Annotated in this window: 14 protein-coding genes; 5 read left to right on the top strand and 9 right to left on the bottom strand. The window is 70.9% G+C overall.

The window, feature by feature from the left end; all coding sequences use genetic code 11:
- Positions 1–188: 188 nt before the first annotated feature.
- The 3 genes from ACP6CK_RS28545 to ACP6CK_RS28535 form a co-directional block, all read right to left on the bottom strand.
- Positions 189–791 (bottom strand): D-sedoheptulose-7-phosphate isomerase, encoded by a 603-nt coding sequence (locus ACP6CK_RS28545; RefSeq protein ID WP_426956727.1) that lies wholly within the window; start codon positions 789–791, stop codon positions 189–191.
- 4 nt (positions 792–795) lie between these two features.
- On the bottom strand, positions 796–1,782 hold the full coding sequence (locus tag ACP6CK_RS28540) for a Bug family tripartite tricarboxylate transporter substrate binding protein (protein ID WP_426956726.1): 987 nt from the start codon (positions 1,780–1,782) through the stop codon (positions 796–798).
- 93 nt (positions 1,783–1,875) lie between these two features.
- A complete protein-coding gene (locus ACP6CK_RS28535) occupies positions 1,876–2,769 on the bottom strand; it encodes a LysR substrate-binding domain-containing protein (RefSeq protein ID WP_426956725.1) in 894 nt (297 codons plus the stop codon).
- 107 nt (positions 2,770–2,876) lie between these two features.
- Here ACP6CK_RS28535 and ACP6CK_RS28530 point away from each other — a divergent pair, with 107 nt between their 5' ends.
- The 3 genes from ACP6CK_RS28530 to ACP6CK_RS28520 all read left to right on the top strand — a co-directional run bounded on the left by ACP6CK_RS28530 (position 2,877) and on the right by ACP6CK_RS28520 (position 5,124).
- Complete coding sequence (locus tag ACP6CK_RS28530) at positions 2,877–3,104, top strand: DUF1127 domain-containing protein (RefSeq protein ID WP_426956724.1); 228 nt, start codon at positions 2,877–2,879, stop codon at positions 3,102–3,104.
- A gap of 153 nt (positions 3,105–3,257) precedes the next feature.
- Positions 3,258–4,226: a Bug family tripartite tricarboxylate transporter substrate binding protein gene (locus tag ACP6CK_RS28525; protein WP_426956723.1), complete on the top strand. Its 969-nt coding sequence runs from the start codon at positions 3,258–3,260 to the stop codon at positions 4,224–4,226.
- A gap of 91 nt (positions 4,227–4,317) precedes the next feature.
- Complete coding sequence (locus ACP6CK_RS28520) at positions 4,318–5,124, top strand: ImuA family protein (RefSeq protein WP_426956722.1); 807 nt, start codon at positions 4,318–4,320, stop codon at positions 5,122–5,124.
- Between the two features lie 52 nt (positions 5,125–5,176).
- On the opposite strand, the gene ACP6CK_RS28515 is transcribed toward ACP6CK_RS28520, so the two are convergent.
- The 5 genes from ACP6CK_RS28515 to ACP6CK_RS28495 all read right to left on the bottom strand — a co-directional run bounded on the left by ACP6CK_RS28515 (position 5,177) and on the right by ACP6CK_RS28495 (position 10,851).
- Positions 5,177–5,617 (bottom strand): hypothetical protein, encoded by a 441-nt coding sequence (locus tag ACP6CK_RS28515; RefSeq protein ID WP_426956721.1) that lies wholly within the window; start codon positions 5,615–5,617, stop codon positions 5,177–5,179.
- A gap of 74 nt (positions 5,618–5,691) precedes the next feature.
- Positions 5,692–7,929 (bottom strand): xanthine dehydrogenase family protein molybdopterin-binding subunit, encoded by a 2,238-nt coding sequence (locus tag ACP6CK_RS28510; RefSeq protein WP_426956720.1) that lies wholly within the window; start codon positions 7,927–7,929, stop codon positions 5,692–5,694.
- A gap of 11 nt (positions 7,930–7,940) precedes the next feature.
- Positions 7,941–8,960, bottom strand: coding sequence for an FAD binding domain-containing protein (locus ACP6CK_RS28505; protein ID WP_426956719.1), 1,020 nt, complete (start codon positions 8,958–8,960; stop codon positions 7,941–7,943).
- Positions 8,957–9,505: a (2Fe-2S)-binding protein gene (locus tag ACP6CK_RS28500; RefSeq protein WP_426956718.1), complete on the bottom strand. Its 549-nt coding sequence runs from the start codon at positions 9,503–9,505 to the stop codon at positions 8,957–8,959. Before ACP6CK_RS28500 ends, ACP6CK_RS28505 begins: the two co-directional genes overlap by 4 nt.
- 227 nt (positions 9,506–9,732) lie before the next feature.
- The gene (locus ACP6CK_RS28495) at positions 9,733–10,851 is read right to left on the bottom strand and encodes an NADH:flavin oxidoreductase (RefSeq protein WP_426956717.1); all 1,119 of its coding nucleotides are present in this window, start codon (positions 10,849–10,851) and stop codon (positions 9,733–9,735) included.
- 101 nt (positions 10,852–10,952) lie between these two features.
- Between ACP6CK_RS28495 and ACP6CK_RS28490 the strand changes: the two genes are divergently transcribed.
- On the top strand, positions 10,953–11,351 hold the full coding sequence (locus ACP6CK_RS28490) for a winged helix-turn-helix transcriptional regulator (protein WP_426956716.1): 399 nt from the start codon (positions 10,953–10,955) through the stop codon (positions 11,349–11,351).
- Positions 11,352–11,355: 4 nt separating this feature from the next.
- On the opposite strand, the gene ACP6CK_RS28485 is transcribed toward ACP6CK_RS28490, so the two are convergent.
- A complete protein-coding gene (locus ACP6CK_RS28485; RefSeq protein ID WP_426956715.1) occupies positions 11,356–12,042 on the bottom strand; it encodes a GntR family transcriptional regulator in 687 nt (228 codons plus the stop codon).
- Positions 12,043–12,152: 110 nt separating this feature from the next.
- Between ACP6CK_RS28485 and ACP6CK_RS28480 the strand changes: the two genes are divergently transcribed.
- On the top strand, positions 12,153–13,022 hold the full coding sequence (locus ACP6CK_RS28480) for a fumarylacetoacetate hydrolase family protein (protein ID WP_426956714.1): 870 nt from the start codon (positions 12,153–12,155) through the stop codon (positions 13,020–13,022).

Genomic DNA, 13,022 nt, shown 5'->3' with positions numbered 1-13,022 from the left:
AACCCCGTCCGTCAGAGGCAGAAGCGTCGCCCAGCGGCTCTTTCGAACCACTTGGCGATGAACCCCTGCTGCCGAGGGAGGGGCCGGCGGGCGGAGCGTTCCGCGCCGTCGGTGTGGGGCGGCTTATATGGGGGTCGGACGACCCCGTCAAACCCTTTTTCGCCGAGTTGCCTCACTTTCCGCAGGCGTCATGAGGCGGCGGGAACGAGCCTGTTTTCAACGAGTTCCAGGATCGCATGACCGAGGGTGATGTGGGCTTCCTGCACCCGGGCCGTCTCCGCGCTCGGCACGACCAGCGCGTGGTCGCAGAGGGGGAGCGCCGGCCCCCCGCCGGCCCCCAGCAGGCCCACCGTGGTGATGCCCATCGTCCGCGCCACGGCCAGGGCCCGCAGCACGCTGGAAGACCGGCCGCTGGTGGTGATGCCGAAGAGCACGTCCCCTGCCCCGCCCAGGCCGGAGAGCGGCCGGGCGAAGACCTCGGCGAAGCCATAGTCGTTGCCGGCCGCCGTGAGCGCGGTCGGATCGGCGCCCAGGGCGACAGCCGGCCAGGAGGGACGCTCCACCGCGCCGCGCAGGCGGATGGTCCACTCGGTCGCCAGGTGCATGGCGTCGGCGGCCGAGCCGCCATTGCCACAGAAGAAGAGACGCCGGCCGGACCGGGTGGCCGCCTCGCAGACCGCGACCACCGCCAGGACGGTGTCGGTCGCCTCGGTGGCGAGGCGGCGCCGGATGACGGCGCCCTCTTCCATCAGGGCCGCGAAACGCGCCCTCTCCTGCTGGGACCCGAACAAATCCCTAACCGTCGGCGCGGATGTCGGCGGCACGGATCACACTGGCCCACTTCTCCACCTCATTGGTGAAGAATCGGGTGGCGGCCGCCCCGTCCGAGGCCACGACGTCGGCCCCTTGCTCCTCGATCTTCGCCTTGACGTCGGGCTCCTGCACCACCTGCCGGATGGCGGTCCGCATCCGCTCCACGATCGGCTCCGGCGTGCCGGCGCGGCCCATCAGCATCCACCAGGTCGGCGCCTCGAAGTCGGCCACTCCCTGCTCGGCGAAGGAGGGGGTGCCGGGAACGTGGCGGCTCTCGGTGCGGGTGGTCACGCCCAGGGGGCGGAGCACCCCGGCCCGGATGTGCTGGGAGATAATGACCACGTTCGACATGAAAAGCGGCACATGGCCCGCCACGGCGTCCTGCACGGCCGGGCCGCCGCCGCGGTAGGGGACGTGCACCATGCTGTAACCGCCGCGCTGCTGGAGCAGCGTCGTCGAGACATGGGCGAGCCCGCCCACGCCCGAGGTGGCGTAGTTGAGCGTATCGGGCGCGCGCTTCGCGGCCTCCACCAGTTCCGCGTAGTTGCGCCACGGCCTGGACTGGTGGGCGACCAGCGCCAGAGGTCCGGTGGCGACGAGGGAGATGGGGACGAAGGCCTCCAGCGCGCGGTAGGGCAGGCGCATGACGGTCTGGTTCGTCGCCTCGTTGTCGTAGGCAAGCATCCAGGTGTAGCCGTCCGGCGCCGCGCGCGCGGCCTCCCCGGCACCGATGGCGCCGGAGGCGCCACCGCGGTTCTCGATGATGATCGGGCGGCCGAGAACCTCCACGAGGCGGGGCTGGAAGATGCGCGCCACCGTGTCGGTGGAGCCGCCTGGCGGCCAGGGCACGATCAGGCGGATCGGGCGTTCCGGCCAGGAGCCGGTGCCGCTCCCCTGGGCGCGGAGCACCGATGGCATGGCCAGGCCCGCGGCACCGGCCACGATCAGGCTCCTGCGGCGAAGGATCATCAACTGCCTCTCCCGGACGCTTTTCCTTGTCGGCGCGCACATGACCACGCGCGCGCGCCGGGCTTCAAGGTGCCGGCCGGGATGGAGGCGCGGTCAGGCGGCCATCGCCGGCGGGGCGCGGCGCGCCTCGAAACCGGCCTTGATACGGGCCGCCAGGGCGGAGGCTGCGGGCAGGTCGGGGTTGCGGAGAAGGGCGATCTCGAGTTCCGGCAGCTCGGGCAGCCCATCCTCCGCCCCCAGCAGGCGGAGCCCCGGCGGGAGGGAGGCGTTCAGCCCCACCGTAACGCCGAGGCCTGCCAGCACCACGGCATGCGTCCCGGTCTGGGAAGCGGAGGAATAGGCCATGCGCCAGGACACGCCCGCCCTCTCCAGCGCGATCGTAGCGGCGCGGCTCCAGATGCAGCCGTTATGGGACAGGGCCAAGGGCAGCGGCCGCATCAGGTGGACCGGCCGCGCCGCCGAGCCGACCCAGCGCAGCGGACCGCGCCACAGCCGCTCCGCCCCGACGGCCGGGCTCCGCTCATTGCCGTAGGAGTAGAGGGTAAGGTCGAGCTCGTCGCGCTCGAAGCGTTCCAGCAGCTCGGTGGAAGGCATGCAGATGACCTCCACCTCCACCGCCGGGTGGGACTCGGCGAAGGCGGCGAGGATCTCGGGCAGCCAGACCAGCGCGTAGTCGTCCGGGGAACCGAGCCGGACATGGCCCGCGATCTCCGGCGTGCGGAAGTTGGTCACGATCTCGTCATGCATGGCGAGCAGGCGGCGCGCGCGGTCGAGCAGCCAGGTGCCGTGCGGGGTGGGAGAAAGCCCCTTGGGACCGCGCAGCAGCAGGGGCTGGCCGAGCGCTTCCTCCAGCCGTCGCATTTGCATGGACACCGCGGATTGCGTGCGTCCGACGCGCGAGGCCGCCCGGGTGACGCTGCCGCCCTCGGCCACCAGCACGAAGGAGCGCAGCAGATCAGGATCGATTCCAGCAGGAATGTTCAGCATGGCGTCATCAGCATTGCTGATGCCGCGATTCAAAACAACTCGTTTCCCTTATGCTGCATCCGCACCGATCTTTCTCGTGGGCCACATCAGAGAAGGAGCTGCCCACCATGTCCGGTCACGTCATCCACCATCCCGCCTTCGATCGCGCCGCGGTCCGGAGCACCCAGGGGGGGCTCTGGATGAAGACGTTCGCGCGCATGGTCCGCGCGATCGAGGAGCGCCGCCTGCTGGCCACCCTTGATGACCGCATGCTGGCGGATATCGGCGTCAGCCGCTCCGAGGCGGCACGCGAGGCGAACCGCGCACCTTGGGACATTACCACCCGCCGGGGATGACCGGTGCGGGCGCCGATGTGGCGCCCGCCTCTTTTGCTAAGCGCGTTTTGCTATGCACGCCGGCGGGCGGCTATGGTCGGCCATCGGCACCGCGCCCGGAACGAGGAACGCGATCGGGTTGCCCGTCGAGCAAGAACAGGCGGGAGAGCATCCATGCTGCGTCGTACCCTGATCGCCACGGTCGCTGCCGGCCTCTCGGCCCCGCAGATCGCCTCGGCGCAGGGCAACTGGCCCGCCCGTCCCGTGCGGATCATCGTTCCCTATCCGCCCGGCGGCTCCAACGACGTCGTCGCCCGCATCCTCCAGCCGCGCCTGCAAGAAGTGCTGGGGCAGAGCGTGATCGTGGAGAACCGCGGCGGCGCCTCCGGCAGCGTCGGCTCCACCGAGACGGCGCGCTCCGCACCGGATGGTTATACTTGGCTGCTGGCGAACGACACGGTCGCCACGAACGACACGCTGCTGGAACTGCCCTACAAGACGATGCAGGCCTTCAGCTTCTGCACCGTCGTCGGGACCTGCCCCTATGCCCTGCTGACCCAGCCCACCACGCCCTACCGGACGATGGAGGCGCTGGTGGCCGCGGCGAAGGCGGCGCCGGAGACGCTCAACTACGCCACGACGGGCACGGGCAGCCTCGCCCACATCTCCGCGACGCTGTTGCAGCAGCGCGGCGATTTCCGGCTCGTCCACGTGCCTTATCGCGGCGGCGGGCCGGCCCTGCAGGACGTGCTGGGCGGGCACCTGCCGCTGTTCATGTCCAACATCGTGATCGTGCTCCCGCATGTCCGGAGCGGCGCGCTGCGGGCGATCGGCGTCAGCTCGGCGCGCCCCTCCACATACCTCCCCGGCGTCGCCCCCTTCGCGGAGCTCGGCTTCCCGGGCTTCGAGGCGCTGACCTACTGGGCCCTGCTCGGCCCGGCCGGCGTGCCGGCGCCGATCGTGCAGCGCATGCAGACGGTCATCGCGGGGATCGCCGCCGAGCCGGCGGTCCGGGCGCGGTTGCAGGAGCAGGGCGCGACGGTGACCACCACCTCCCCCGCCGACACGGAGGCCTTCCTGCGGCAGGAGGTGGAGAAGTGGGCGACCGTGATCCGGGAGAACAACATCCGCGCGGACAGCTGACCGTCCGCACCCGACCCTTTCCGGCCCGCCCCACGTTCAAGGGGCGGCCGGAAAGGCGTGGCGGGCGCTCGGGAACATAGTATGAACAACTATGCCCCCCGATTCGCCGTCCCTCCCCTCCCCGGCCGATCCGGACCCGACCGGCACCGGTGCGGGCGGGCCTGGTCGTGACGGGGCGCTCGACCGGCGGGCGGTGCTGGCGGCGCTGCGCGCCCGCGTCGCGCGGATCGAGCGCAGCGGCCTGACGGAGCGGGAACCGCCCCCGGCCATCTCCCTCTGCCCCGGGATGGACGAGGCCCTGCCCGGCGGCGGGCTGGCCCGGGCCTCCCTGCATGAGATCCTGTCCGATTCGGGCGGCGCTGCGACCGGCTTCGCGGCGCTGCTCCTCGCGCGCTCCGGCGGCACGGTGTTCTGGATCGCGCGGGAGGTGGATGCTTGGCCGCCGGGGCTGATGCGCTTCGGCCTCTCCCCATCCCAGCTTGTCCTGGCGCAGCCGCAGACCGCGGCGGACGCGCTCTGGGCGACCGAGGAGGCGCTGCGCTGCCCCGCCGTGTCGGGCGTGCTGCTGCTGTGGGAGAACCCGGACGCGACCGCGGTGCGGCGGCTGCAACTGGCCGCCGAGACGGGCGGCGGGATCGGCCTTCTGCTGCGCGAGACGAAGGATGATGCGGGGTCGGATTCGGGGCCGTCCCTGGCCACCACGCGCTGGCGCGTCACGGGACGCGCCGGCGGCGCCCCGCACAACCTGGGCGACCCGCAATGGACGCTGGACCTGCTGCGCTGCCGGGGCGGGAAGCCGCGGCGCTGGAACGCGACCTGGCGGATGGGCACGGAGGAGCTGGTGCTGGACGACGAGGCGGAGGGCGCCGAGGCGCCGCGCCGCAGCCGCCGGCACTGATGCGTTTCAAGGGTGATGCTCGGGGAGAGTCCGCTCGCGTCACCCCTATGGGTCAGCGCACCGGAGCAGTGGCCAACTGCGTCTGCCCGGGCAGGCGGACGGGAATGTTGCGGCCGATCTCCTCGGCCCCCCTGGCCAGGCTGACCCAGCGCCCCTCGCCGCAGCCCAGCCGCATGGCCTGCCGCACACCGGCCCGCACCCCCTCGTCGAAGACGGCATTCCATGCGAGCCGCGTCGCCTCAGGCTCGATCGGCACGGCGTGCACGGACACCCAGGTCCGGGCGTCCTGGAGCATCTCCGCCGCAACCCCGTGCTGGCCGCAGGCCTGGGCCTGCCCCGCCGCCGTGCCGAGCATGCTGACCGCCAGGCGGCCGAGCGCCTCCGCATCCTCGGAGAAGGCGGCCGGCTGCGGCTGGGCCCCTGCGCCGCCCGGAACGGCGAGGACGAGGAGCATTGCCAACCCCATCGCGCGGACCGTGAACCCGTCCAACATGACCATGTCTCTTGATGCGATCCCTGGGATCAGGATCGCATCCACTCCTTAAGGCACCGTAAGCGACGCCCCGATCACTCCAACAGCTTGTCGATGGTGATGGGCAGCGTGCGGACCCGTTTGCCGGTGGCATGGAACACCGCATTCGCGATGGCGGCCGCCGTGCCGACGATGCCGATCTCGCCCAGTCCCTTCACGCCGATGGGGCTGGCCTTGTCGTCCTTCTCCTCCACGAAGATCACGTCGATGTCGTGGATGTCGGCATTCACGGGGATGTGGTACTCGGCGTAGTTGTGGTTCATGAAGCGGCCGAGGTTGTGGTCCGCCATGGACTCCTCGTGCAGCGCCATCGAGATCCCCCAGACCACGCCGCCCAGCACCTGGGATCGCGCGGTCTTCGGGTTCAGGATCTTCCCCGCCGCGACCGCGTTCACCACCCGCGTCACGCGGATGACGCCCAGCTCCTCGTCCACCCGCACCTCCACGAAGACCGCAGAGTGGGTGAAGGCGGAGTAGCGGAGCTGCACCAGCTTGCTCGGGGTCGCGGTCTCCTCCGCCTCGATCCGGTCCACGCCGCCGGCGCGCATCGCCTCTGGGATAGAGACGGAGCGGGTGGGGTCGGAGATCAGCGCGATCCGGCCGTCCCGGAACATCACCCGCTCCAGGCTGGCATTCGCCAGGGGCGAGTCATCCATGGAACGGGCATAGGAGAAGAGCTTCTCCCGCACCGTGTTGCAGGCGAGCTGCACGGCCGATCCGGCGGAGGCCGCGGCCCAGGAGCCGCCCTCCACCGGCGAGGTCGGCAGGGAGGAGTCACCGAGCTTTGCCGTGACCTCCTCCATCCGCAGGCCGAGCGCGTCGGCGGCGATCTGCGTCAGGATGGTGTAGGTGCCGGTGCCGATATCGGCGGAGGCGGTGCCAACCTCCAGCTTTCCGTCCGCCGTCAGCACGGCGCGGGCGGAGGTCTTCTGCATCTGCGCCTCCCACATGCCGGAGGCCATCCCGTAGCCGACCAGCTCCCGCCCCTCCTTCATGGAGCGCGGCTCGGGGTTGCGGCGGGACCAGCCGAAGCGCTCGGCGCCGAGCTGGTAGGCGGCGCGCAGCTCCTTGCTCGTGAAGGGCTTGCCCGTGTTCTCGTCGATCTCCGCATAGTTGCGCAGGCGGAGCTGGAGCGGGTCCATCTTCAAGTTGTGTGCCAGCTCGTCCATGGCGGATTCCATGGCGAAGAGGCCGGTGGGCGCGCCGGGCGCGCGCATGTCGCCGGGGGTGGCGGTATCCAGCTTCGCCACCTTGTAGATCATCTCGATGTTGTCGCAGTGGTAGAGGCCGTTCGACCAGTTCACCACCACCTCCTGGTAATCCTCGTAGGTGGAGGTGCCGCTGACGCCTTCGTGCCGGAGCGCCTGGAGCGTGCCGTCCGGATTGGCGCCGAGCGCGATCGCCTGCAGCACGTCGGGGCGATGGGTGAAGGTGAACATCTGGTCGCGCGTCAGCGTCACGCGGACGGAGCGCTTCAGCGCCAACGCCGCCATGACGGCAAGGGTGAGCTGGTACTGCGGCCGCAGCCCGGAGCCGAAGGCGCCGCCGATGAAGGGCGCAATCACCCGCACGTCCTTGGGGGAAAGCCCGAAGACGCTGCTGACGTAGGACTGGGTGTTCTGCGCCCCCTGGATCTTGTCGTGGACGGTGATCTTCCCGTCCCCCTCCCACACCACCGTGGAGGCGTGCATCTCCATGGGATTGTGGTGCTCGACCGCGATCCGGTACTCGTTCTCCACCTTGTAGGGCGCCTCGGCGAAGGCCGTCCGCATGTCTCCCCGGGCCTTCGGCGGCGGCGAGATGCCGGAGCGCTTCTTCGGCGGCTCATAGGCCTTGTCGCGCACGGCCAGCAGGTCCGTCTCGTGCGGCTCGGCCACGTACTCCACGCGGACGAGGGTGGCGGCGTGGCGGGCGGTGTTGAAGTCCTCCGCCACCACCAGGGCGACGGGCTGGCCGCTATAGACGATCCGCTCATCGTGCAGCGGGCGGAAGGGCGTGCCGGGCGGCGCCACCTCGTCCTGATAGGCCTTGCCGCGCCAGGCGGTGCGGGGGCGGTTCTTATGGGTAAAGACCTGCACGACGCCGGGCACGGCCATCGCGGCCGTGATGTCGATGGACTTGATGCGCCCCTTGGCGACGGTGCCGGAGACGACGACGCCGTGCAGCAGGCCCTCGGCGGTGAACTCGGCGGCGTAAGTCGCCGTGCCGGTCACCTTGGCGTGGCCGTCCACCCGGCTACGGGGGCTGCCGACATGGGTCGAGGTGATGGACATGTGGGCGGCCCCTACTGGATGCGCTTGTCGGTCTGGGATTGCGGCGTGCCGGCCGCCGCCTGGGCAAGGGCGCGGCGGATGGCGCGGCGAGCCATGCCGATCTTGAAGGCGTTGCCCTCGTAGCCCTTCGCGCCCTCCAGCAACCGGTCGGCGACCTTTTCCGCCAGCTCGGGCGTTACGGTGGCGCCTTGCAGGATCGCCTCCGCCTCCGGCACCCGCCAGGGCTTGTGCGCCACGCCGCCGAGGGCGATGCGCGCCCGCCGCACCCGATCCCCGTCCATCTCCAGCCCCGCCGCCACGGAGACGAGGGCGAAGGCGTAGGAGAGCCGGTCCCGCAGTTTCAGGTAGGTATGGTGTTCTCCGAAGCCGGACGCCGGCACCTCCACCGCGACGATGATCTCGTCCCGCGCGAGGTTCGTGTCCTGCCAGGGCGTGTCGCCGGGCAGGCGGTGGAACTCCGCCATGGGGATGCTCCGCTCTCCCTGCGGGCCTGCGACCTTCACCACCGCCTCCAGTGCGGCCAGGGCCACGCACATGTCGGAGGGATGGGTCGCGATGCACTGCTCGCTCGTGCCGAGAATCGCGTGAATGCGGTTCACGCCCTCCTTCGCCGGGCAGCCCGAGCCGGGCTCCCGTTTGTTGCAGGGCGTGCCGGTGTCGTAGAAATAGTAGCAGCGCGTGCGCTGGAGCAGGTTGCCGCCCACTGTCGCGGCATTGCGGAGCTGGGGCGTGGCCCCGGCTAGCAGGGCGCTGGACAGCAGCGGGGCGCGTGCCTTCACCCGCTCGTCATAGGCGGCGGCGGTGTTCGTCACCAGCGCGCCGATCCGCAGCCCGCCCTCCGCCGTCTCCTCGATCCCGGAGAGGCCGGACAGGTGCGTGAGGTCGACGAGATGCGTGGGCCGCTCCACGCTGTACTTCATCAGGTCCACGAGGTTCGTGCCGCCCGCCAGCAGCTTCGCCGCCGGGTTGGTGGAGACCTCGTGCACCGCCTCCGCCACGGAGGAGGGACGGGCGTAGGTGAAGCGGTTCACCGGCCGCCCTCCCCGCCTGCCGCGCCCTGGGCCATCACGTCCTGGATGGCGGCAACGATGTTGGGATAGGCGCCGCAGCGGCAGAGATTGCCGCTCATGTATTCCCGGATCTCGTCTTCCGTGCGGGCGCGGCCCTCCTGCACCAGGGCCACGGCGGACAGGATCTGGCCCGGGGTGCAGTAGCCGCACTGGAAGGCATCGTGCTCGACAAAGGCCTCCTGCATCGGGTGCAGCGCGCCGTCGGGGCCGGCCAGGCCCTCGATCGTGACGACCTCGCTGCCCTCCTTGCTGACCGCGAGGGCAAGGCAGGAATTCACCCGCTGCCCGTCCACCAGCACCGTGCAGGCGCCGCACTGGCCGTGGTCGCAGCCCTTCTTCGTTCCGGTAAGTCCGAGGTCCTCGCGCAGAAGATCCAGCAGGCTTGTCCAGGGCTCGACGAGGAGGACGCGCTTCTCGCCATTGATGGTCAGCGTGACCGGTACGCCGCCGGGGCGGGTGGCGGGCGGCGCCTCGCCCTGCACGGTCTTCACGTTGTGATCGGGCATGGGGGTGTCCTGCGCTGGGCAGCGACACCCGGGAGCGAACCCCGGAGCCGCCGCCGGAGTCCGGCCTGGGACGACGGCGCACGCGGCCCGCCATCCCCAGCCGCCTCAACGTGAGGCGCCAGGGACCGGTTGCGCGCAGGGTCCAGCGGACGGCCACGCGGCCCCGTCAGGCCCGGCGCCCATGGGGAGACGGAAGGCCCCCTCCCCGTAGACACCGGCCCTCCGGTTCAGACCAGCTCGCGCAGGGCGTCTGGCGTGAAGCCCTTCAGTGCCCCCTCGCCCGCCTTCACCTTCGCGACCCACTCCGGGTCGGCCAGCAGGGCGCGCCCGACGGCGATCAGGTCGAACTCCTCCCGCTCCATGCGCCGGACCAGCTCGTCCAGCCGCGTCGCGGTGGAGGACTCGCCGGCGAAGGCGTTGATGAACTCGCCGGACAGGCCGACAGACCCCACGCTGATCGTCGCCGCCCCGGTCAGCTTCTTCGCCCAGCCCGCGAAGTTCAGCCCGGCCTCCCCGTCGATCTCCGGGAATTCCGGCTCCCAGAAGCGCCGCTGGGAGCAGTGCAGGACGTCCACGCCCGCCTCCACCAGCGGCAGCAGCCAGTCCGTCATCTCGTCCGGCGTGGGCGCTAGGCGGACGCCGAAATCCTGCTGCTTCCACTGGCTGACGCGCAGGATGACCGGGAAGTCGGGACCGACCGCCGCGCGGACGCCGCGGACCACCTCTGCCGCGAAACGGGCGCGCTCCCGCAGCGTCGCACCGCCGAAGCGGTCGGTGCGGTGGTTCGTGCCGGACCAGAAGAACTGGTCGATCAGGTAACCATGAGCGCCGTGCAGCTCCACCACGTCGAAGCCCAGGCGCTGGGCGTCGCGGGCGGCGCGACCGAACGCGGCGACCGTGTCGGCGATGTCCTCCTCGCTCATCGCCTCACCGCGCGGCTTGTCCGGGGCGAGGAGGCCGGAGGGGCTCTCCACCGGAACCTCGGGCACCCATTCCGTCTGAAAGCTGATCGTCGAGCCGGTGTGCCAGATCTGCGGGCCCATCCGGCCGCCGGCCCGGTGCACCGCCTCGATCACGCCGCGCCAGCCGGACAGGGCGGCATCCCCATGGAAGAAGGGGATGCCGGGATCGTTGCGGGAAGCGGGCCGGTCGATCACCGTTCCCTCAGACAGGATCAGCCCCACCCCGCCCTCGGCCCGGCGGCGGTAATAGGCGACGTTGGGCTCGCCCGGGATGCCGCCCGGAGCGAAGGAGCGGGTCATCGGTGCCATGACCACGCGGTTCTTCAGCGACAGCGACTTGAGACGGAAGGGCTGGAACAGGATCCCGGTCTGCGGGGAGGACATGCGGTCGCGCTCCGAAACTTCGTGAGGCGGACAGGTATATTCGGTATACTTGATGTCAATCAGGCACCTTGCCTGCACCAGGTATACCGGAGGAAACCGCCATGCCCGACGGACAGGCCGGCATTGCCCGGCAGGCTTGCGGGGTCTTCCGCGAGGATTGCGGAAGCCGCGTCGTGCTCGACCAGATCGCCGACAAGTGGTCCATCCTGATCCTGGCGGCGCTCTGCGGCGGCCCGCAGCGCTTCAACGGCATCCGGCGCGCGCTGGAGGGCGTCACGCAAAAGGCGCTCACCCAGGCGCTGCGGCGGCTGGAGCGGAACGGCATCGTAGAGCGGCGGGTGATCCCGGCCTCTCCCGTGGCGGTGGAGTACGCGCTGACCCCGCTCGGCCGCAGCCTGAAGGAGCCGATCGAGGCGCTGTATGGCTGGACCATGAAGCACCTGCCGGAGGTCGAGCGCGCCCAGCGTCTCTATGACGCGCGTCTGGTCGAGGAACGGTAAGCCCCTACCCCGCGGCCGCGTCCAGCGCGTCCACCAGGAACTGACCGGTGCGGGAGAAGTGCTCGCCGAGCAGCCGCACGGCCGTCTCAGCGTCCCGGTTCAGCGCGGCCTCGGCGATGGCCTTGTGCTCCGCCGCCACGTCGCGGCCGGGATAGGCGACGGTGTTCGAGAGGGCGCGGTAGCGGCCCGCCTCCTCGTGCAGCCGGTCGCAGAAGGCGAGCAGCGGCGGGGCATCGCAGGCCGCCAGTAGCGCGCGGTGGAAGCGGCGGTGACACGCCTCCCACTCCGGGTTCGGCTCGAAGCGCTGCGGGTCGAGGGAGCGGGGCTGGCGACGCAGTCGGTGCTCCGCGAGGACCAGCGCATCTTCCCACGCTGCGTCGCCGCGAAGGATGGATTCGCGCAGCGCCGCACCCTCCGCGAGGCAACGGCTGCGGATGAGCTCCGCAAGGCCGCTCGGCGCGGCGGACGCGACGCGAAAGCCGCGCCGCTCGAGCCGCTCGGCCAGCCCCTCGGCCGCGAGCTGCGACAGGGCCTCCCGCGTCGGGCTGGCGCCGGCGCCATAGGCCGCGGCCAGTTCTCGCGGCTTGAGCTTCAGCCCGGGCCGCAGGCGACCGGCCAGGATGTCCTGGCGCAGGCGGCGGTGGACGGTGGTGGCCAGGGTGTCGTCCCGGAGGGTGTCAGGGGGCGGCATCGGCCGCGATGTTCCGACAGGGCGCGCCCAGCCGCAAGTTCTGTCGGACATCCGCTTGACCGGGGCGGATTTTCGATAAAACCTCCGCTCAACCTGGAGGGAATGATCCGGTGCGGCTGATCGCGTTCGAGAAGGAGGGCCGTCCGGCCCTCGGTGCCCGCATGGGCGACAGCGTCGTGGCGCTGGCCGATGTCGTGCCGGACCTGCCGACCGACTTCCTGGCCGCCTTCACCGCGCTGAACCTGCCGACGAACGCGAAGGCCCTCGCCGCCAAGCTGTCCGGCGCGAAGGGCCAGCCGATCGCCGGGCTGAAGCTGCTGCCGCCCGTCCCGCGCCCCGGCAAGATCATCTGCATCGGCCTGAACTACGCGCTGCACGCGAAGGAGGGGAACAACCCCATCCCCGACTATCCCGCCGTGTTCATGCGCGGCCCGACCTCCCTCGCCGCGCCGGGGCAGGCGCTGATCCGGCCGAAGGTGTCCGACAAGTTCGATTACGAGGCGGAGCTGGCGGTGATCATCGGCCAGCGCGCCCGCCACCTGACAGAGTCCGACGCCCTGTCCTGCGTCGCCGGCTATGCCTGCTTCAACGAGGGCTCAATCCGCGACTACCAGCGCAAGTCCAACCAGTGGACCATGGGCAAGAACTTCGAGCGCACGGGCGGCTTCGGGCCGGAAATCGTCACGCCCGACGAGATCCCGCAGGGCCCGAACGCGCTGCGCATCCAGATGCGCCTGAACGGGGAGACCATGCAGGACAGCAACACGTCCGATATGATCTTCTCCGTCCCCCGCATCCTCGCCATCCTGTCCGAGGTGATGACGCTGGAGCCGGGCGACGTGATCGCGACCGGCACGCCCTCCGGCGTCGGCTATGCCCGCAAGCCGCCGGTCTTCCTGAAGCCCGGTGACATCGCCGAGATCGACATCGAGGGCGTCGGCGTCCTCAGCAATCCCGTACAGGACGAGGCGGGCGCCTGA

This window comes from Muricoccus radiodurans (assembly GCF_050154705.1).
Lineage (GTDB): Bacteria > Pseudomonadota > Alphaproteobacteria > Acetobacterales > Acetobacteraceae > Roseomonas > Roseomonas radiodurans.
Note: the sequence above shows the minus strand (reverse complement) of the source record. Positions and strands in the feature narration are given on the sequence as shown.

What these genes read in the sequence shown, in the direction of transcription:
- ACP6CK_RS28540 (WP_426956726.1), bottom strand. Translation starts at nt 1,782, where the DNA reads ATGATCCTTCGCCGCAGGAGCCTGATCGTGGCCGGTGCCGCGGGCCTG.
- ACP6CK_RS28535 (WP_426956725.1), bottom strand. Translation starts at nt 2,769, where the DNA reads ATGCTGAACATTCCTGCTGGAATCGATCCTGATCTGCTGCGCTCCTTC.
- ACP6CK_RS28530 (WP_426956724.1), top strand. Translation starts at nt 2,877, where the DNA reads ATGTCCGGTCACGTCATCCACCATCCCGCCTTCGATCGCGCCGCGGTC.
- ACP6CK_RS28525 (WP_426956723.1), top strand. Translation starts at nt 3,258, where the DNA reads ATGCTGCGTCGTACCCTGATCGCCACGGTCGCTGCCGGCCTCTCGGCC.
- ACP6CK_RS28520 (WP_426956722.1), top strand. Translation starts at nt 4,318, where the DNA reads ATGCCCCCCGATTCGCCGTCCCTCCCCTCCCCGGCCGATCCGGACCCG.
- ACP6CK_RS28515 (WP_426956721.1), bottom strand. Translation starts at nt 5,617, where the DNA reads ATGTTGGACGGGTTCACGGTCCGCGCGATGGGGTTGGCAATGCTCCTC.
- ACP6CK_RS28510 (WP_426956720.1), bottom strand. Translation starts at nt 7,929, where the DNA reads ATGTCCATCACCTCGACCCATGTCGGCAGCCCCCGTAGCCGGGTGGAC.
- ACP6CK_RS28500 (WP_426956718.1), bottom strand. Translation starts at nt 9,505, where the DNA reads ATGCCCGATCACAACGTGAAGACCGTGCAGGGCGAGGCGCCGCCCGCC.
- ACP6CK_RS28495 (WP_426956717.1), bottom strand. Translation starts at nt 10,851, where the DNA reads ATGTCCTCCCCGCAGACCGGGATCCTGTTCCAGCCCTTCCGTCTCAAG.
- ACP6CK_RS28490 (WP_426956716.1), top strand. Translation starts at nt 10,953, where the DNA reads ATGCCCGACGGACAGGCCGGCATTGCCCGGCAGGCTTGCGGGGTCTTC.
- ACP6CK_RS28485 (WP_426956715.1), bottom strand. Translation starts at nt 12,042, where the DNA reads ATGCCGCCCCCTGACACCCTCCGGGACGACACCCTGGCCACCACCGTC.